Origin of the sequence: Burkholderia sp. IT-111MI5 (assembly GCF_949752865.1) — a bacterium.
In the GTDB taxonomy this organism is placed as follows: domain Bacteria; phylum Pseudomonadota; class Gammaproteobacteria; order Burkholderiales; family Burkholderiaceae; genus Burkholderia; species Burkholderia pyrrocinia_C.
This window is the reverse complement of record NZ_CATKIF010000033.1, coordinates 266,397-284,413: the sequence shown is the minus strand read 5'-3', so window position 1 is coordinate 284,413 and position 18,017 is coordinate 266,397. Positions and strand designations below refer to the sequence as shown.

Sequence of the window (18,017 nt, the reverse complement as noted above, 5' to 3'; positions counted from 1 at the left end):
CGGGATGCCGAACGATGACTTGTTAATGTCCTGTAATCGATACGTCACATTTGCGTCATGGCCGCCCGATAGCCTGCGACACCGAGTCACCTATCCGGAGCCCCTTCATGCCGAATCTCGCGGCAACGGAAACCAGCGGCGCGGTCAGCCACCGCACGCGCACCCTCAGCTTCGCGCTGTTTTTCCCGATCATTGCCTGCGGCATCACCTGGCCGTGGTCTGGTCGGGCCTCTGGAACCTGTTCGGCGTGCTCGTGTCGAGCGGCGCCGTCGCATTCGGCATCGTGCAGCTGCTGCCCGTCGAGCTGATCCTGCAGGTCGGCAGCGGCGCCGGCCGACGCAACGCCCGGCCCGCGGCCGGTCCCATCGAATTTCAATCCGACACAAGACGCTACCGATGGATATCAGGTTCTTCGATCCGAATCGCACCGCGAACGCCTCGGCGTGGCGCGTGCTCCCCAACCGCTGGGATGCCGTTGCGTTTCCGCTGATCATCTGCCTGCTGGCGATGGCGATCGTCGGTTTCCATCAAACGATGGCGCCGATCGGCGTGCTGCAGACGCAGAAGATCTCGCTAGATCCGTCGAACCTGCCCGAATACGCGCTGCGCACCACACTGCGGATGCTGGCCGCGATGGTCGCGTCGCTCGTGTTCACGCTCGTCTACGGCACGCTCGCCGCGAAAAGCCGCCGTGCGGGCATGGTGCTGATCCCGATCCTCGACATCCTGCAGTCGGTGCCGGTGCTCGGCTATATCTCGTTCACGGTCACGTTCTTCCTCGCGCTGTTTCCGGGCCGCGTGCTCGGCGCGGAACTCGCGGCGATCTTCGCGATCTTCACGAGCCAGGCATGGAACATGACGTTCAGCTTCTACCAGTCGCTGCGCACGGTGCCGCGCGACCTGAGCGAGGTGTCGCGCGGCTTTCACCTGACGCCGTGGCAGCGCTTCTGGAAGCTCGAGGTGCCGTTCTCGATGCCGGGCCTGATCTGGAACATGATGATGTCGATGTCGGGCGGCTGGTTCTTCGTCGTCGCGTCGGAGGCGATCACGGTCGGCAACCAGACGATCACGCTGCCGGGGATCGGCGCGTATCTCGCGCAGGCGATCTCGGCCAAGAATATAGGCGCGGTCGGCTGGGTGATCGTCGCGATGTCGGTCGTGATCCTGGCTTATGACCAGTTCCTGTTTCGCCCGCTCGTTGCGTGGGCCGACAAGTTCCGGATGGAGAACACCGCGTCCGGCGATGCGCCGCAATCGTGGCTGCTCGACATGATGCGCCGCACGCACCTGATTCATCAGTTGCTCGTGCCGGCCGGCTGGCTGCTGTCGCAGGCCGCGCGGATTCCGCTGCGCGTGCCGTCGCTGAAGGGAGCGCGCTCGCGCGGTGCATCGGCACGCCGCTCGTCGCGCATCGGCGACATCGTGTGGGGCGTGTTCGTGATCGTGCTGACGGTGTACGTCGTGTGGCGCGTCGTCAGCTTCGTCGCGACCGGCGTGACGATGGGCGAAGTCGGGCACGTGCTCGTGCTCGGGCTCATCACGCTGCTGCGCGTGATGGTGCTGATCGCGATCGCGTCGGTGATCTGGGTGCCGCTCGGCGTGCTGATCGGGCTGCGCCCCGCGCTGGCCGAGAAGATCCAGCCGCTCGCGCAGTTCCTCGCCGCGTTCCCGGCGAACCTGCTGTTCCCGGTGTTCGTGATCGTGATCGTCCACTTCCGCCTGAACGCGGACATCTGGCTGTCGCCGCTGATCGTGCTCGGCACGCAGTGGTACATCCTGTTCAACGTGATCGCCGGTGCGATGTCCTATCCGAACGACTACAAGGAAGCGACGAAGAATTTCCGCATCCGCGGCTGGCAGTGGTGGCGGCAGGCGGTCCTGCCCGGCATCTTCCCGTACTACGTGACCGGCGCGATCACCGCATCGGGCGGCGCGTGGAACGCGAGCATCGTGTCCGAGTTCGTGCAGTGGGGCGACACGAAGGTCGTCGCGCACGGCCTCGGCGCGTACATCGCGCAGATGACTGCCGCCGGCGATTTCCCGAAGATCATCCTCGGCATCGCCGTGATGTCCCTGTTCGTTACCTTGTTCAACCGTCTGTTGTGGCGTCCGATGTACGCCTATGCGGAATCCCGGCTCCGTCTCGATTGAGAGTAAGCGCGATGCAAAATTCGACCGTTATCAACGCCCCTGCCAAGACATCCCAGCCGCTGCAGCCGCCGCGCCTCGGCGAGGAAATCCTGCGCGTCGAGCATGTGAACCGCGGCTTCAACAAGTCGCAAGGCGAACTGCTCGTGCTCGACGACGCGAACCTGTCGCTGCGCGAAGGCGAGATCGTCGGGCTGCTCGGCCGATCGGGCTCGGGCAAGTCGACGCTGCTGCGAATCATCGCCGGGCTGATCGAGCCGACCGGCGGTGAAGTGACCTACCTCGGCCAGCCGCTGCGCGGCCCGGCCGAAGGCGTCGCGATGGTGTTCCAGACCTTCGCGCTGTTCCCGTGGCTGACCGTGCTGCAGAACGTGGAGGCCGGCCTCGAAGCGCTCGGCGTCGGCGCGGGTGAGCGGCGCGAGCGCGCGCTGGCCGCGATCGACCTGATCGGTCTCGACGGTTTCGAGAACGCGTATCCGCGCGAGCTGTCGGGCGGCATGCGCCAGCGCGTGGGTTTTGCGCGCGCGCTCGTCGTCGATCCGACGATCCTGCTGATGGACGAACCATTCTCCGCGCTCGACGTGCTGACGGCCGAGACGCTGCGTACCGACCTGCTCGACCTGTGGACGCAAGGGCGGATGCCGATCAAGTCGGTGCTGATCGTCACGCACAACATCGAGGAAGCCGTGTTCATGTGCGACCGGATCCTCGTGCTGTCGTCGAATCCGGGCCGCGTGATCGCCGAGATCAAGGTGCCGTTCAAGCACCCGCGCAACCGGCTCGACACCGATTTCCGCAAGCTCGTCGACGACATCTACGCGAAGATGACGGCCCGCCAGACCAACGAGGCGACGAAGAAGGGGCTAGAGCTCGGCAGCTGGCTGCCGCAGGTGTCGACCAACCTGATGGCCGGCCTGATCGAAACGCTCGCGATGGCGCCGTACCATGGCCGCGCGGACATGCCGGAAATCGCGCGCACGCTGCATCTGGAAGTCGACGAACTGTTCCCGATCGCCGAAGTGCTGCAGTATCTCGGCTTTGCGGACGTGCGGGAAGGCGACGTGTTCCTGACGCCGCCCGCGCGCGTGTTCGCGGAATTCGGCACGCAGGAGCGCAAGCTGATGTTCGCGGATCATCTGCTGAAGCACGTACCGCTCGCCGCACGGATCAGGAAGGTGCTGAACGAGCGTCCGGGCCATCGTGCGCCGCGCGTACGCTTCGAGCAGGAGCTCGAGGATTTCCTGTCGGACGAAGCGGCCGAGGAAACGCTCGACGCGGTGATCGACTGGGGGCGTTACGGCGAAGTCTTTTCGTATAACGACAAGACCGAGGTGTTCAGTCTCGAGGATGTCGAGAGTTGATGCCCGCACCCGAATGGCGAGCGATCGTCATTCGGGCAAATCGCGCTGGTTGGCGTCCAGATCGATCCCGCCGGTACTGAGATGCTCGATCTTCTCCATCCGCTGCCGCGCCAGTTCCGGCAGCCGGTTCGTCACGCCGATCACGAGCGCTTCCGCGAGCGCCAGCGCCGGCACATTGGTCTGCAGCATCGCGAACGGGCGCCCGTGGATCCGCAGCACGATCTCCGCGAACTTGCCGATCGGCGACATCCATTCGTCGGTGATCAGCAGGATCCGCGTGCCGAGCCGGTGCGCGGCCTGCGCGAAGCGGATGCTGTCCTTCTGGTAGCGGCGAAAGTCGAAGATGACGAGCACGTCGTTGCGCCCCATGTCGGTCAGTGCGACCGACGCGAGATTCACGTTCGGTTCGACGTACTGCACGTGCGGGCGCGCATAGGCCAGCGTGAACGAAAACAGCGACGCGAGCGGCGCCGTGTAGCGCCCGCCGCCGCAGAAGATGCGGATGTCGGTATCGGCCAGCAACGCCACGGCTGCGTCGAACGCCGCCGCGTCGAGCCCTTCGATCGTGGCCGCGAGCGATTCGGACAGCCGCTGGAAAATCGCCGAATGGCTGTCGCGCAGGCCCGTTTCCGAATGGAACGCATCCATTCGCGCGAGCGGCGAATTCATCGCCGTGTCGATCTCGTCGTACAGCGCCTGCTGGAACGACGAGTAATTCGGAAAGCCGATCCGGCCGACAAAGCGGAACACGGTCGGATCGCTGACTTCAGCCTGCTTCGCGAAGCTCGCGATCGGCCCGAGGCCGAGGCTCGGATAGCGATCCAGCAACGCCTGCGCAACCTTCTGTTCCGACGGCGTGAAGCTATCCATCTGGGATAACAGCAACGCCCTGATGCTCGTCCCCATCGGGCACTCCAGCTCTCTTATCTGAATGACAAACGGCAGACGTGCGTCTGCCGGGACTCCACGCATGTTAGCCGATCGACGTGCGGCGGGCCGCGCGCGGGCCGAAATTAGAGGGACGCATCGCTCGGCCAGGCGGTCCGCCCATCAATGTAATGAAACGAACATTTGGCGGGTAGTGTTTCCGCGTGTATTCGCTTCAAATTCAGTAGTAACCCTAGGTTTTTACGTGAAAAAGCGAGTGCTATGATCGCGGCCTCGCCGGAATGTACCGTTTATTACATGCCGGATCGGCAGCGTTGGCACGCGATGACGCGGCGGCGCATCCCGGCATGGTCCGGTTATTTGTCTGGAGGATTCCGCATGAGGCGGCTCGTCGTACTCACCCTGTTGTCGGCTTTGAGCGTGTGCGGGTTCGCCGCTTCGGACCCCGCGGTTGAAGCGAAGAACGGCATGGTCGTGTCGTCGCAGCACTTCGCGTCGCAGATCGGCGTCGACATCCTGAAGCAAGGCGGCAACGCGGTGGACGCGGCGGTGGCGGTCGGTTATGCGCAGGCGGTGACCAATCCGTGCTGCGGCAACATCGGCGGCGGCGGCTTCATGACCGTGCACCTGGCCGACGGCCGCGACCGCTTCATCAATTTCCGCGAGACCGCGCCGGCCGCGGCCACGGCGAACATGTATCTCGACGCGTCGGGCAACGTGCGCCCGGGCGAAAGCCTGTACGGCTATCGCGCCGTCGGCGTGCCGGGCACGGTCGCCGGCCTCGATCTCGCGCAGCGCAAATACGGCAAGCTGACGCGCAAGCAGGTGATGGCACCCGCGATCCGGCTCGCGCGCGACGGCTTCATCCTGACGCGCGGCGATACGGACATCCTCGACACGACGATCGAGCGCTTCAAGAAGGACCCGGACGCGGCGCGCATCTTCCTGCGGCCGGACGGCACGCCGCTGCAGCCGGGCGACCGCCTGGTGCAGAAGGATCTGGCCCGCACGCTGGAGCGGATCGCGGCGCAGGGGCCCGACGCGTTCTATCACGGCGAGATTCCGAAGATCGTCGAGGCGGCGTCGAAGCAGGCGGGCGGCCTGATCACGGCGGCCGATTTCGCGTCCTACCGGGCCGACGACATGGCCCCGCTGAAGTGCACGTACCGCGGCTACGAGTTCGTGTCGGCGCCGCCGCCGAGCTCGGGCGGCGTGACGATGTGCGAGACGCTGAACATCCTCGAAGGGTATGACCTGCGCAAGCTGGGCTATCACTCCGCGGCGTCGGTCCACTACATGACCGAAGCGATGCGGCACGCGTACGAGGATCGCAACACGCTGCTCGGCGATCCGAACTTCATCGACAATCCGATCGCGAAGCTGACGAGCAAGGAATACGCGGCGCAAATCCGCAAGAGCATCCATGCCGATACGGCGACCCCGTCGGTCGACGTGCAGCCCGGCGTCGGCATGCACGAGAAGCCGGAAACGACGCATTACTCGATCATCGACCACGACGGCAATGCGGTATCGACGACCTATACCGTCAACGGCCGCTTCGGCGCCGTGGTCATCGCGCCGGGCACGGGCTTCTTCCTGAACGACGAGATGGACGACTTCACCACGAAGGTCGGCGCGCAGAACCTGTTCGGCCTCGTGCAGGGCACGCGCAACTCGATCGCGCCGGGCAAGCGTCCGCTGTCGTCGATGGCGCCGACCATCGTGACGAAGGACGGCAAGGTGTTCATGGTGGTCGGTTCGCCGGGCGGATCGCGCATCATCACGATCACGCTGCAGACCGTGCTGAACGTGATCGACTACGGGATGACGCCGCAGGACGCGGTCGCCGCGCCGCGCATCCACCACCAGTGGCTGCCCGACGAGGTCTATTACGAAACCTACGGCCTGTCGCCGGACACGCTCGCGATCCTGCGCAACATGGGCTACAAGATGGTCGAGCAGACGCCGTGGGGCGCGGCCGAGCTGATCATGGTCGGCCTGCCGGGCACCGAAGCGGCGAGCCGCCAGAGTTCCGGGAACGATTCGTCCGTGTCCGGCAACGTGCGCGCCGGCTTCATATACGGCTACAACGATCCGCGCCGTCCGGCCGGATCGGCGATCGGCTACTGACCTGATCGCATCATGCTGAACCGCTGCCGCCGCCCGCATTCGCGTTTCCGCGAAGGCCGCGACGGCGGCAGCGCGTCCGTTCGCGGACATCCGCAAGCACGATCGGCGCCTGTGCGTGGCATTCCGCGTACGACCGGCTTGCCACACACGTGCGCTGACACGCGCCTTTCATCCGTCAACCCCTTCACCGTGCGACGAATCCCGTTATGAACAAACGAATGTCTGCGGCAGGCTGGATCCTGCTCGCGATGGCGGCCGGCATCCTCATCGGCTACCTGATCTTCACGCAGCTTCCCGACAAGCAGTCGGCCGCGGAAATCGCCGGCTACATCTCGCTCGTGTCCGATGTGTTCCTGCGGCTGATCAAGATGGTGATCGGCCCGCTGGTGTTCTCGACGCTCGTCGTCGGCATTGCGCATATGGGCGATGCGTCGTCCGTCGGGCGCGTGTTCGTGAAGGCGCTCGGCTGGTTCGTCACCGCGTCGCTGATCTCGCTGCTGCTCGGGCTGCTGATGGCGAACCTGCTGCGGCCCGGCGAGAACCTCGGCCTGCCGCTGCCGGACATCGGTGCGTCCGCGCATCTCGCGACGTCCAAGTTCACGCTGAAGGATTTCGTCGGCCACATGGTGCCGAAGTCGTTCGCCGAGGCGATGGCGAACAACGAGATCCTGCAGATCGTCGTGTTCTCGCTGTTCTTCGGCGTTGCGCTGGCGGCGCTCGGCGAGCGCGGCAAGATCCTCGTCGCCGCGATCGACCAGCTGTCGCACGTGATGCTCAAGATCACCGGCTACGTGATGAAGCTCGCGCCGCTCGCGGTGATGGCGGCGATGGCGTCGACCGTCGCGATCAACGGGCTGTCGATCCTCCTGAAGTTCGCGGTGTTCATGGGCGACTTCTACGTGAGCCTCGTGCTGCTGTGGGCCACGCTCGTCGCCGCCGGGCTGCTGTTCCTCGGCCGCCGCGTGTTCAAGCTGCTCCTGCTGATCAAGGAAGCGTTCATGCTGTCGTTCGCGACCGCGAGCTCCGAGGCCGCGTATCCGAAGATCCTCGACGCGCTCGACCGTTTCGGCGTGCGGCGCAAGATCGCGAGCTTCGTGATGCCGATGGGCTATTCGTTCAACCTCGACGGCTCGATGATGTACTGCACGTTCGCGTCGCTGTTCATCGCGCAGGCCTACAACATCCATCTGTCGCTCGGCACGCAGGTCACGATGCTGCTGATCCTGATGCTGACGTCGAAGGGGATGGCCGGCGTGCCGCGCGCATCGCTCGTCGTGATCGCGGCGACGCTGCACCAGTTCAATATCCCGGAAGCCGGGCTGCTGCTGATTCTCGGCGTCGACACGTTCCTCGACATGGGCCGCTCGGCCACGAATGCGGTGGGCAACTCGATCGCCAGCGCGGTGGTCGCGAAGTGGGAAGGCGAGCTGATGTCGGAAGCAGAGGCGGAAGTGCATGCCGCACATCTCGATGCCGAACTGGAACGGCAGAACCGCGATCAGGCCTACGGCGCCGGTCAGGCTACGTCGAGCTGACCTCAAGCGGTGCAGGCTTCGTCGATGCACGCGGCCAGCACCATCGCGGCGGCGTTGCCCGGCGTCGAGCCGAGCAATTGCGGCGCATAGACGCTGTCGCCGATCTCGATCGACCGCCCCGACAGCGCGCAGACGCCGCGCTTGCGCGTCGTGAACAGCCGCCACTTCTGGTAGCCGTAGTGCCCGGTGCACGCATCGCACCACGAAATCATCACGGTGTCGGCCGTGGGCCGCTCGAGCACGCTGATGGTCGGCCGGCTCGTCGCGTCCCACGACGGCAGGCGATCGCGCGTGACGCTGCGTCGCCGCGGCATGCCCCACGATAAGGACGGCATGTCGAAGCTGCCGATCGCGGCGACGGTCATGAGCCAGGGCGCTGCACTGTCGTTCATGTCTGTTTTCCTCGAAACGTTACGCGACACCGCGACGTGCGGCATCACGACAGGCGGATGCGCGGCTGCACGCAGCCGTTGATCCGTTCGGCGATCCACAGCAGGGTCGCCTTGGAGAAACCGTGCAGCGCTTGCTGGTGCCGCCGGTAGAGCATCAGGTGGCTGAACTGCGCGAAACGCCCCTGGATGAAGCCGCCGCGGAAGAACCCGAACTGCCCGAGCGTGCCGAACGCGTCGTAGTCGCTGATCGACACCAGCGCGCCGAAATCGTGGAACGCGAACGGCGGCATCGGCTTGCCGTCGAGCCACGCGGGCAGGTGCTTCGCGAGATGCTCGGCCTGCTGCGTCGCGACCTGCGCGGTCGGCGGCAGCGGCCGTTCGTGGCCGTCGGGCAGCAGGCTCGCGCAATCGCCGATCGCGAACACGTGCTCGTCGCCCGTGGCCTGCAGCGTCGGCCCGACGACGATCTGGTTCGCGCGGTTCGTGTCGAGCCCGCCCAGCGCCTGCATGAAATCGGGCGCCTTCACGCCCGCCGCCCAGACCATCAGATCTGCTTCGGCATACGAACCGTCGCCGTAGTGGAAGCCGTTCGCGTCGGCCGACGTGACGCGCGTCGACGTCAGCACGTGAAAACCGATCTGTTCGAGCCGCCGCTGCGCCGATGCGGAAATCCTCGGCGGAAACGCGGCGAGGATGCGCGGGCCGCTTTCGAGCAGCGTCAGCTGCAGCCGTTCGCGCACCGTCGCGTCGCCATACGCCTGCGCCACTTCCAGTAACCGGCTCAACTCCGCCGCGAGTTCCACGCCCGTCGCGCCCGCGCCGACGATCGCGACGCGAAACGGCTCGTCGCGCGCGATGCTGCGGAACACGCGCATCCGCAACGCTTCGTTGAAGGTCTCGGCCTGCTGCTGGCTGTCGATGAAGTAGCAGTGCTCGCGAACGCCCGGCACGCCGAAATCGTTGGCCTGGCTGCCGAGCGCGAGGATTAGCACGTCGTATTCGAGTTCGCGGGCCTCGATCACCACGTCGCCGTCCTGCGAGCGGATCTCGCCGAGCTGCACGCGACGGCGCGCACGATCGAGCCCCTTCAGTTCGCCGGGCTGGTACGTGTAGCCGTGGTCGCGTGCATGGGCGAGGAAGATCACCTGTTGCTGCTGGACGTCGCGCGTGCCGGCCGCGATCGTGTGCAGCATCGGCTTCCAGATATGCGTCGGACTGCGGTCGACGACGGTGACCTGCGCACGCCCGGACCGGCCGAGGCGCTCGCCCAGGCGGGTCGCGAGCTGCAGTCCGGCGATCCCGCCGCCGACGATGACGATGCGTGTAGGGGTTGTCATGAATAAATCATCACGTGATGAATAAGGTATGATCCTAGCGCTTCCCGGCTTCGCGTGTCAACGGAGCGGGGCAGGCAGCCCGGTTCCGGCGACGTGAAACCGGGGCCCGAACACGGGCATTCGAACCATTCAAGGGGAGCAGGAAAACGTGGCTGAAGTCACTGAGCGCGCGCCGTCGAAGCGGCGTTCGCGCGGGCGGCCGCTGGCGGATGCGTCCGTCGGTCCGGACGTGATATTGCGGGCCGCGCGCCGCACGTTCGCGAAGCGGGGCTACGACGCGACGAGCGTGCGCGAGGTCGCGCGCGAACTGGGCGTCGACGCGGCGCTGATCGCCCATCATTTCGGTACGAAGGAAACGTTGTGGCTGGCCGTCGTCGGGCAGATCGTCGACCTGGCGACGCCGATGTTCGACGCGCTGCGTGCGTTGCGCACGTCGTCACTGCCGCATCGCGACCGCGTGCGGCGCGCGCTCGAGCTGTGCGTCGATCACGAATTCGACGAGCCCGACATCGGCATGTTCTTCTCGACCGCGGCGACCGAGGTGGGCGGGCGGCTCGATCGATTGCAGGAGCGGATCGTGCGGCCGTATCACGACGTGATGTTCCCGCTGCTGTCGGACGCCGTGCAGGCCGGCGCGATCCGCGCGGTCGATCCGAACGTGCTGTTCTTCATGATCGCGAGCGCGATCGGCACGACGGTGTCGTACAGCCACATGATGCTGGCGTTCACGTCGCTGCCGACGCAGCGGGACGCGTTCAAGCAGGCCGTGCTCGCCGCCGCGCTCAACATCATCGGCGACTGAGCGCCGCCGCGCGAACGATGCGCGCGGTCACGTCGCGGCAACCAGAACCGGTTCGCTCACTGCATTCCGTGCGGTTTCGTGCAGTGCATCGACGAGCGGCGACGGCGTCCGGTATGCGATTGCCAGCTCGTACGCGAGCAGGCTGCCCGCCTCCTTCAGTTCGCAGAACGTAATGCATTGCGGCTGCATCGGCACGAACAGGCGCGGCATCAGCGCGACGCCGATGTCACTCTCGACGAGCCCGGCCGTCGTCTGCATCTGGCGCGTCGGGTGACGCAATCCGCGCCGGCGGCCGGGTGCGGCCCGCGCATCATTCGATGTCCGTAGGCGGCTTGTCGCCGAGCCAGCGCCGAGCGCCGGGCCCGTTGCGGCCCGCGCGGTCTTCCGGGTTGGTCAGCTTGCAGCGCTTCAGCGACAGGCAACCGCAGCCGATGCACTCGTCGAGGTTGATGTAGAGCCGCTGCAATTCCTCGATCCGGCTCGCGACGCGCTGCTTCCAGCCGCGCGACAACCGCTGCCAGTCCTTGTTGCTCGGCGCGGTGTCCTCGGGGAGGCTGACGAGCTGCTCGGCAATCTCGTCGAGCGAATAGCCGATTTTCTGCGCGAACACGATGAACGCGATCAGCCGCAGCACCGCGCGCGAATAGTGGCGATGGCTCGAGCCGTTCCGGTGCGACTTGATGAGCCCGCGCGTCTCGTAGAACCGCAGCGTCGACGCCGGCACGCCGCTGCGCGCGGCCACTTCGCGGATCGACATCAGCGGCCATTTCGGTTCTTCCGGGGTACCCATGGCGTTCTCCGGGAAAAGCTTGACTTGAAGTTAACTTCAACTTTTATGCTACGCGGCAGTTTAACCCGTCGCGAGGCATCATGCTCTCCTTATCCCTACGCAGGACGTCGCCTTTGGGCGCGACCTGTGCCCTGTTGCTGGCGTTGTCGGGCTGTCACGACGGCAAAGGCGCAGCGTCAGCCCACCCCCTTCCCGAAGTCGGCGTCGCAACCGTCGCGCCGCGCACGGTCCGCCTCGCTGACGAATTCAACGGACGCGTCGAAGCAGTCGACGCGGTCGAACTGCGGCCGCGCGTAAGCGGCTATCTGCAGCGTGTCGCGTACAAGGAGGGCGATCTCGTCACGCAGGGCGCGCTGCTGTTCGAGATCGACCCGCGCCCGTACCGGATCGCGCTCGACCGCGCGAACGCGCAGCAGCAGCGGGCCCGCGCGGCCGCGAGCCTCGCGAACGTACAGCTCAAGCGCGTGCAGACGCTGATCGATGCGCATGCGACGTCGCAGGAAGAGCTCGACAACGCGCGCGCCACCGCCGCGCAGGCGCATGCCGACCTGCAGGCGGCCGATGCGGCCGTCGCCGACGCCAAGCTCAATCTCGGCTTCACCGAAGTGCGCGCGCCGATCGCGGGCCGTGTCGGCCGCGCGGTCGCGACCGCCGGCAACCTCGCGCGCGCGGACGACACGCTGCTGACGACCGTCGTGTCGCAGGATCCGGTTTACGTGTATTTCGACTGCGACGAGCAGAGCTACCTGCGCTACAACGCGCGGCGTGCCGATCCGAAGCATCGCGCGATCGGCGCCGATCCGGTGCGCGTGGGTCTTGCGAACGAGACGGGTTTCCCGCACGCGGGCACCGTCGACTTCCTCGACAACCGGCTCGATCCGCAAACCGGCACGATTCGCGCGCGCGTGCGGCTGACGAACGCGGACCACACGTTCACGCCGGGCCTGTATGCGCGCGTGCAGCTCGTCAGCGGCCGCGACCAGGATGCGCTGCTCGTCGACGACAAGGCCGTGCTCACCGACCAGGACCGCAAGTACGTGTACGTGATCGGCCCCGGCGACAAGGCGCTGCGGCGCGACGTGACGATCGGCCGCGAGCTCGAGGGCGAGCGGATCGTCGAGAAGGGGCTGCAGGCGGGCGACCGCGTGGTGGTCGACGGCGTGCAGCGGATCTACTATCCGGGCGCGCAGGTGAGGCCGAAAGCGCTGCTCGCGCGCGCCGATGCCGGTGCCGGCAAGGGCGGCGGCACGGGCGGCGGCACGCAGGCCGTGGCCGACGCCGGCTCGCCGGCCGCGCAATGACGGGAGACAGATAATGGATTTCTCCCGATTCTTCATTGACCGGCCGATCTTCGCGGTCGTGCTGTCGATCGTCATCTTCGCGATCGGCCTGATCTCGATTCCGATGCTGCCGGCCGGCGAATACCCGGAAGTCGTGCCGCCGAGCGTCGTCGTGCGTGCGACGTACCCGGGCGCGAACCCGAAGGAAATCGCCGAATCGGTCGCCGAACCGCTGGAAGAGGCGATCAACGGCGTCGAAGGCATCATGTACATGAAGTCGGTCGCCGGGTCGGACGGCAGCCTGCAGGTCGTCGTCACGTTCCTGCAGGGCGTCGATCCCGACACGGCCGCCGTGCGCGTGCAGAACCGCGTGAGCCAGGCGCTGTCGCGCCTGCCCGACGAGGTGCGCCAGTACGGCGTGACCACGCAGAAGCAGTCGCCGACACCGCTGATGTACGTGAGCCTCTATTCGCCGGACAACAGCCGCGATTCGCTGTACCTGCGCAACTACCTGACGCTGAACGTGAAGGACGAACTGTCGCGGCTCACCGGCATCGGCGACGTCGGCGTGTACGGCTCCGGCGACTACGCGATGCGGCTGTGGCTCGACCCGAACCGGCTCGCGTCGCGCGGGCTGACCGCGAGCGACGTGATCGCGGCCGTGCGCGAGCAGAACGTGCAGGTGTCGGCGGGCCAGCTCGGCGCGGAGCCGTCGCCGAAGGCGAACGACTTCCTCGTGTCGATCAACGTGCGCGGCCGCCTGCGCACGGTGCAGGAATTCAGCGACATCGTGCTGCGCAACGGCGACGACGGCCAGGTCGTGAAGCTGTCCGACGTCGCGCGCATCGAGCTCGGCGCGGGCGACTACACGCTGCGCTCGTATTTCAACGACAGGCATTCGGCCGTGGTCGGCATCTTCCTGTCGCCGGGCGCGAACGCGCTCGACGTCGCGAAGGCCGTGTATGCGAAGCTCGACGAACTGTCGAAGCGTTTCCCGCCCGGCGTCGCGTACCGCCCCGTGTGGGACCCGACCGTGTTCGTGCGCGAATCGATCCGCGCGGTGCAGCACACGCTGATCGAGGCCGTCGTGCTGGTCGTGCTCGTCGTGATCCTGTTCCTGCAGACCTGGCGCGCGTCGATCATTCCGCTCGTCGCGGTGCCCGTGTCGGTGGTCGGCACGTTCGCGTTTCTCCATCTGCTCGGCTATTCGATCAACACGCTGACGCTGTTCGGGCTCGTGCTCGCGATCGGGATCGTCGTCGACGATGCGATCGTCGTCGTCGAGAACGTCGAGCGCAACATCGCGCAGGGGCTCAGCCCGCGCGATGCCGCGCACCAGGCGATGCGCGAGGTGTCGGGCCCGATCGTTGCGATCGCACTGGTGCTGTGCGCGGTGTTCGTGCCGATGGCGTTCATGTCGGGTGTCACGGGCCAGTTCTACAGGCAGTTTGCGGTGACGATCGCGATCTCGACGGTGATCTCCGCGATCAACTCGCTGACGCTGTCGCCCGCGCTCGCCGCGAAGCTGCTGCGCCCGCACGGCGCGCCGAAGGATGCGCTCACGCGCGCGCTCGACCGCGCATTCGGCTGGCTGTTCCATCCGTTCAACCGCTTCTTCGAGCGCAGTTCGGACCGCTATCACGGTGTCGTCGCGCGCACGCTGAAACGGCGCGGCGTGGTGTTCGCGGTCTATGCGGCGCTGCTCGCGGCCACCGCGCTGCTGTTCAACGCGGTGCCGGGCGGCTTCATCCCCGTGCAGGACAAGCTGTACCTGTTCGCGGGCGCGAAGCTGCCGGAAGGCGCGTCGCTCGCGCGCACCAGCGCGGTGACCGAGCAGATGACGAAGATCGCGCTCGGCACCGACGGCGTCGAGATGGTGCCGGCGTTTGCCGGGCTGAATGCGCTGCAGGGCGTGAACACGCCGAACATCACGAACTCGTACGTGATCCTGAAGCCATTCGACCAGCGTCACCGCAGCGCCGCGCAGATCAACGCGGACCTGAACGCGCGCTTCGCGGCCATCGGCGGCGGCATCACCTACGCGCTGATGCCGCCGCCGATCCAGGGCCTCGGCAACGGCTCCGGCTACTCGCTGTACCTGGAGGATCGCGGCGGGCTCGGCTACGGCGCATTGCAGAACGCGCTCACCGCGTTCCAGGCGGCGGTTGCGAAGACGCCGGGGATGAGCTACCCCGTCAGCTCGTACCAGGCGAACATCCCGCAGCTCGAGGTGAAGGTCGATCGGCTGAAGGCGAAGGCGCAGGGCGTCGCGCTGACCGACCTGTTCAACACGCTGCAGGTCTATCTCGGCTCGATGTACGTGAACGACTTCAACGTGTTCGGCCGCGTGTATCGCGTGATGGCGCAGGCCGATGCCGGTCATCGGCAGACGGCCGCCGACATCGCGAACCTGCGTACGCGCAACGCGAAGGGCGAGATGGTGCCGATCGGCTCGATGGTGACGGTGGGGCCCGCGTACGGGCCGGACCCGGTCGTCCGCTACAACGGCTATCCGGCCGCCGACCTGATCGGCGACGCCGATCCGAAGGTGATGTCGTCGTCGCAGGCGATCGCGAAGCTCCAGCAGATCGCGAAGGAGGTGCTGCCGCCCGGCATCACGCTCGAATGGACCGACCTCAGCTACCAGCAGGTCACGCAGAGCAACGCGGCGATCGTCGTGTTCCCGCTCGCGGTGATGCTCGTGTTCCTCGTGCTCGCGTCGCTGTACGAGAGCTGGACGCTGCCGCTCGCGGTGATCCTGATCGTGCCGGTGTGCATGTGCGCGGCGCTGTTCGGCGTGTGGCTGTCGGGCGGCGACAACAACGTGTTCGTGCAGGTAGGGCTCGTCGTGCTGATGGGGCTTGCGTGCAAGAACGCGATCCTGATCGTCGAGTTCGCGCGCGAACTCGAAATCCAGGGCAAGGGCGTGATCGAGGCCGCGCTCGAAGCGTGCAAGCTGCGGCTGCGCCCGATCGTGATGACGTCGGTCGCGTTCATCGCCGGTTCGGTGCCGCTGCTGATCGGCCGCGGCGCGGGCAGCGAAGTGCGCGCGGCCACCGGCGTCACCGTGTTCGCGGGGATGCTGGGCGTCACGTTGTTCGGGCTGTTCCTGACGCCCGTGTTCTATGTGGCGATCCGCAAGCTCGCGGGCGGCACGCCGGCCATCTGGAGCGAACAGCACGGCACCCTCGAAGGAGAAAACCGATGAGCGCCGCTTTCCGTTTTTCCGCGCTCGCGATGTCGGTGACGCTGGCCGCGTGCGCGGTCGGCCCCGATTTCAAGCGGCCCGATACGGCCACGGCCGCGCGGTTCGCGCGCGACGCGCGCGACGCGCAGCCGGCGACGCAGCGCGAGGGGCCACCGTCCCATCCGACGTCCGATACGCCGCCCGACGCGTCGGCCGATGCCGATGCCGCGTTCTGGCGCGGCTTCGGCGATCCGGCGCTGACGCGGCTGATCGACACGGCGCTCGCGGCGAACCAGGACCTGCAGGTTGCCGTGTCGCGCTACGACGCATCGAACGCGCTGCTGTCGCAGGCGACGTTCGACCGCTATCCGACGATCACCGCGAGCGGTCAGATCGGCCATCAACTGACGAGCAAGGACCAGGCGTTCGGCGCGCCGCGCAGCCAGCGCGATACGCCTATATCCAGCGTCGGGATCAACGCGGCGTGGGAACTCGACCTGTTCGGCCGGGTGCGCCGCTCGATCGAGTCGCAGCGTGCGGAAACGGCTGCGAGCGCGGCGGACGTGCGCGCGGTGCGTGTCGCGATCGCCGGCGAGGTCGCGAGCACGTACGTCGATCTGCGCGGCTCGCAGGAGCGGCTGCGGATCGCGCGCGACAACGCCGACAACCAGAAGCAGACGCTCGCGCTGATCAATGCGCGCGTCGGCGCGGGGCGCGGCTCCGAACTCGATGCGGCGCGTGCGCGGGCGCAGTACGAATCGACGACGTCGCGGATTGCCGTGTACGAAGCCGCGATCGGCGTCGACGAGCACCGGCTCGCGGTGCTGACCGGGCAGACGCCGGATGCGCTGATCGGCCGGTTCGATCTCCCGAAGGCCGTCGCTTCGGCGGGCACGCCCGTGCCGCTGCCGACGCTTGCCGCCAACATCGATCCCGGCACGCCGGGCGACCTGCTGCGGCGGCGCCCCGACGTCGCGGCCGCCGAGGCACGGCTGCACGCCGCGACCGCGCGTGTCGGCGTCGCGACGGCCGACCTGTTTCCGCGCTTCACGCTGTCGGGATTGCTCGGCAGCGCGACGAGCAGCTACGGGTTCTTTCGCGCGGGCAGCGACACGAACCTGATCGCGCTCGGCATCGACTGGTCGTTCCTCGACGTCGGCCGCGTGCGTGCGCGGATCGCCGCGAGCGATGCGGAAGCGGCCGGCCAGCTCGCGCAGTACCGGCAGACCGTGCTCGGTGCGCTGGAGGAAACGGAGAACGCGCTGCTGCGCGTCGCACGCACGCGTGACGAGACAACGCACCTCGTGCGTGCGGCGGACGACAGCGCACGTGCCGCGCAGCTCGCGCAGACACGCTTCTCGGCCGGCGCGATCGACTACTACGAAGTGCTCGACGCGCAACGGACGCTGCTGCAGGCGCAGGATGCGGCGGCCGACGCGCGCACGCGCAGCGCGGCATCGACGGTCGCGCTGTACAAGGCGCTCGCGGGCGGCTGGCCGTCGGGAACGGCGCAGCGCGCGCAAGGGCCGCTCGCGCAGTCGGGACGGTAGCGCGGGCAGGGCGGCGCGGCAGGCCGGAACTGTGGTGCCTGCCGCGCGGAGCACGACTATATGTGGAGGGGAACCGTATCGAGGTAAGATTTAATTGCAACTGCAATTAAACGAAAGGAACGACCTGACATGAGCGCACCCGAACCCGATCTGTGGTTCTCGTTCGTCCGCGCGCACCGGACGATGATTCGCGAGATCGAGCGCCGCCTTACAGATGCCGGCCTGCCCGCGTATGCGTGGTACGACGCGTTGTGGGGCCTCGAAAGCGGGCCCGACGGCACGCGCCGCATGCACGAACTGGCCGACGTGCTCGCGATCGAGCGCTACAACCTCACGCGGCTCGTCGACCGGCTCGAACAGGAGGGGCTCGTCACGCGCGCCCGTTCGGCCGACGACGGCCGCGCCGCATACGCGAGCATCACCGACAAGGGGCGGGCGCTACGCAAGAAGATGTGGAAGGTGTACCAGTCGACGGTCTCGGAACTCTTTCTCGGGCAGTTCACCGGCAAGGAGCAGGTGGCGATGGCCGCCGCGCTCGATCGCGCGACCGCCGCGGCGCGTGAAGCGACGGCCGACGCGAAGTAGCGGAGGCCTGCTCGCGCGTCGGCCGCGCGCAT

At 67.0% G+C, this 18,017-nt stretch carries 15 protein-coding genes; 9 read left to right on the top strand and 6 right to left on the bottom strand.

The window, feature by feature from the left end:
* Nucleotides 1-55 precede the first annotated feature (55 nt).
* Entirely contained in the window at nt 56-376 is a 321-nt protein-coding gene (locus ACM6JT_RS23090) for a hypothetical protein (protein WP_217587758.1), read from the bottom strand.
* Nucleotides 377-396: 20 nt separating this feature from the next.
* Here ACM6JT_RS23090 and ACM6JT_RS23085 point away from each other — a divergent pair, with 20 nt between their 5' ends.
* Nucleotides 397-2,151 (top strand): ABC transporter permease, encoded by a 1,755-nt coding sequence (locus ACM6JT_RS23085; protein WP_414857371.1) that lies wholly within the window; start codon nt 397-399, stop codon nt 2,149-2,151.
* Nucleotides 2,152-2,162: 11 nt separating this feature from the next.
* A complete protein-coding gene (locus tag ACM6JT_RS23080) occupies nt 2,163-3,509 on the top strand; it encodes an AAA-associated domain-containing protein (protein WP_414857370.1) in 1,347 nt (448 codons plus the stop codon).
* 27 nt (nt 3,510-3,536) lie between these two features.
* On the opposite strand, the gene ACM6JT_RS23075 is transcribed toward ACM6JT_RS23080, so the two are convergent.
* Nucleotides 3,537-4,415: a MurR/RpiR family transcriptional regulator gene (locus ACM6JT_RS23075; RefSeq protein WP_034180425.1), complete on the bottom strand. Its 879-nt coding sequence runs from the start codon at nt 4,413-4,415 to the stop codon at nt 3,537-3,539.
* 360 nt (nt 4,416-4,775) lie between these two features.
* Here ACM6JT_RS23075 and ggt point away from each other — a divergent pair, with 360 nt between their 5' ends.
* Together ggt and ACM6JT_RS23065 are read left to right on the top strand one after the other, a co-directional pair.
* On the top strand, nt 4,776-6,527 hold the full coding sequence (gene ggt / locus ACM6JT_RS23070; RefSeq protein WP_034180424.1) for a gamma-glutamyltransferase: 1,752 nt from the start codon (nt 4,776-4,778) through the stop codon (nt 6,525-6,527).
* A 206-nt stretch (nt 6,528-6,733) separates the two neighbouring features.
* Nucleotides 6,734-8,062, top strand: coding sequence for a dicarboxylate/amino acid:cation symporter (locus tag ACM6JT_RS23065; protein WP_034180423.1), 1,329 nt, complete (start codon nt 6,734-6,736; stop codon nt 8,060-8,062).
* A gap of 2 nt (nt 8,063-8,064) precedes the next feature.
* Here ACM6JT_RS23065 and ACM6JT_RS23060 read toward each other — a convergent pair whose 3' ends face one another.
* On the bottom strand, nt 8,065-8,454 hold the full coding sequence (locus tag ACM6JT_RS23060; protein WP_034180422.1) for a DUF3331 domain-containing protein: 390 nt from the start codon (nt 8,452-8,454) through the stop codon (nt 8,065-8,067).
* Between the two features lie 44 nt (nt 8,455-8,498).
* Entirely contained in the window at nt 8,499-9,791 is a 1,293-nt protein-coding gene (locus ACM6JT_RS23055; RefSeq protein WP_105392037.1) for an NAD(P)/FAD-dependent oxidoreductase, read from the bottom strand.
* Between the two features lie 148 nt (nt 9,792-9,939).
* Here ACM6JT_RS23055 and ACM6JT_RS23050 point away from each other — a divergent pair, with 148 nt between their 5' ends.
* Nucleotides 9,940-10,593 carry a TetR/AcrR family transcriptional regulator gene (locus ACM6JT_RS23050; RefSeq protein ID WP_414857369.1) on the top strand — a complete coding sequence of 218 codons (654 nt, stop codon included), beginning with the start codon at nt 9,940-9,942 and terminating at the stop codon, nt 10,591-10,593.
* A gap of 27 nt (nt 10,594-10,620) precedes the next feature.
* Here ACM6JT_RS23050 and ACM6JT_RS23045 read toward each other — a convergent pair whose 3' ends face one another.
* Both ACM6JT_RS23045 and soxR read right to left on the bottom strand, forming a co-directional pair.
* Nucleotides 10,621-10,851: a hypothetical protein gene (locus tag ACM6JT_RS23045; protein WP_414857368.1), complete on the bottom strand. Its 231-nt coding sequence runs from the start codon at nt 10,849-10,851 to the stop codon at nt 10,621-10,623.
* Nucleotides 10,852-10,903: 52 nt separating this feature from the next.
* On the bottom strand, nt 10,904-11,383 hold the full coding sequence (gene soxR / locus ACM6JT_RS23040) for a redox-sensitive transcriptional activator SoxR (protein ID WP_414857367.1): 480 nt from the start codon (nt 11,381-11,383) through the stop codon (nt 10,904-10,906).
* Between the two features lie 80 nt (nt 11,384-11,463).
* On the opposite strand from soxR, the gene ACM6JT_RS23035 reads away from it, so the two are divergent.
* From ACM6JT_RS23035 to ACM6JT_RS23020, 4 genes are all read left to right on the top strand, one after another.
* Nucleotides 11,464-12,684: an efflux RND transporter periplasmic adaptor subunit gene (locus ACM6JT_RS23035; RefSeq protein ID WP_414857366.1), complete on the top strand. Its 1,221-nt coding sequence runs from the start codon at nt 11,464-11,466 to the stop codon at nt 12,682-12,684.
* A 13-nt stretch (nt 12,685-12,697) separates the two neighbouring features.
* On the top strand, nt 12,698-15,871 hold the full coding sequence (locus ACM6JT_RS23030) for an efflux RND transporter permease subunit (RefSeq protein WP_414857365.1): 3,174 nt from the start codon (nt 12,698-12,700) through the stop codon (nt 15,869-15,871).
* Complete coding sequence (locus ACM6JT_RS23025) at nt 15,868-17,400, top strand: efflux transporter outer membrane subunit (RefSeq protein ID WP_414857364.1); 1,533 nt, start codon at nt 15,868-15,870, stop codon at nt 17,398-17,400. Before ACM6JT_RS23030 ends, ACM6JT_RS23025 begins: the two co-directional genes overlap by 4 nt.
* Nucleotides 17,401-17,529: 129 nt before the next feature.
* Complete coding sequence (locus ACM6JT_RS23020) at nt 17,530-17,985, top strand: MarR family winged helix-turn-helix transcriptional regulator (protein ID WP_414857363.1); 456 nt, start codon at nt 17,530-17,532, stop codon at nt 17,983-17,985.
* The last annotated feature ends 32 nt before the right edge of the window (nt 17,986-18,017 follow it).

What these genes read in the sequence shown, in the direction of transcription:
- ACM6JT_RS23085 (WP_414857371.1), top strand. Translation starts at nt 397, where the DNA reads ATGGATATCAGGTTCTTCGATCCGAATCGCACCGCGAACGCCTCGGCG.
- ACM6JT_RS23080 (WP_414857370.1), top strand. Translation starts at nt 2,163, where the DNA reads ATGCAAAATTCGACCGTTATCAACGCCCCTGCCAAGACATCCCAGCCG.
- ACM6JT_RS23075 (WP_034180425.1), bottom strand. Translation starts at nt 4,415, where the DNA reads ATGGGGACGAGCATCAGGGCGTTGCTGTTATCCCAGATGGATAGCTTC.
- ggt (WP_034180424.1), top strand. Translation starts at nt 4,776, where the DNA reads ATGAGGCGGCTCGTCGTACTCACCCTGTTGTCGGCTTTGAGCGTGTGC.
- ACM6JT_RS23065 (WP_034180423.1), top strand. Translation starts at nt 6,734, where the DNA reads ATGAACAAACGAATGTCTGCGGCAGGCTGGATCCTGCTCGCGATGGCG.
- ACM6JT_RS23060 (WP_034180422.1), bottom strand. Translation starts at nt 8,454, where the DNA reads ATGAACGACAGTGCAGCGCCCTGGCTCATGACCGTCGCCGCGATCGGC.
- ACM6JT_RS23055 (WP_105392037.1), bottom strand. Translation starts at nt 9,791, where the DNA reads ATGACAACCCCTACACGCATCGTCATCGTCGGCGGCGGGATCGCCGGA.
- ACM6JT_RS23045 (WP_414857368.1), bottom strand. Translation starts at nt 10,851, where the DNA reads ATGCAGACGACGGCCGGGCTCGTCGAGAGTGACATCGGCGTCGCGCTG.
- soxR (WP_414857367.1), bottom strand. Translation starts at nt 11,383, where the DNA reads ATGGGTACCCCGGAAGAACCGAAATGGCCGCTGATGTCGATCCGCGAA.
- ACM6JT_RS23035 (WP_414857366.1), top strand. Translation starts at nt 11,464, where the DNA reads ATGCTCTCCTTATCCCTACGCAGGACGTCGCCTTTGGGCGCGACCTGT.
- ACM6JT_RS23030 (WP_414857365.1), top strand. Translation starts at nt 12,698, where the DNA reads ATGGATTTCTCCCGATTCTTCATTGACCGGCCGATCTTCGCGGTCGTG.
- ACM6JT_RS23025 (WP_414857364.1), top strand. Translation starts at nt 15,868, where the DNA reads ATGAGCGCCGCTTTCCGTTTTTCCGCGCTCGCGATGTCGGTGACGCTG.
- ACM6JT_RS23020 (WP_414857363.1), top strand. Translation starts at nt 17,530, where the DNA reads ATGAGCGCACCCGAACCCGATCTGTGGTTCTCGTTCGTCCGCGCGCAC.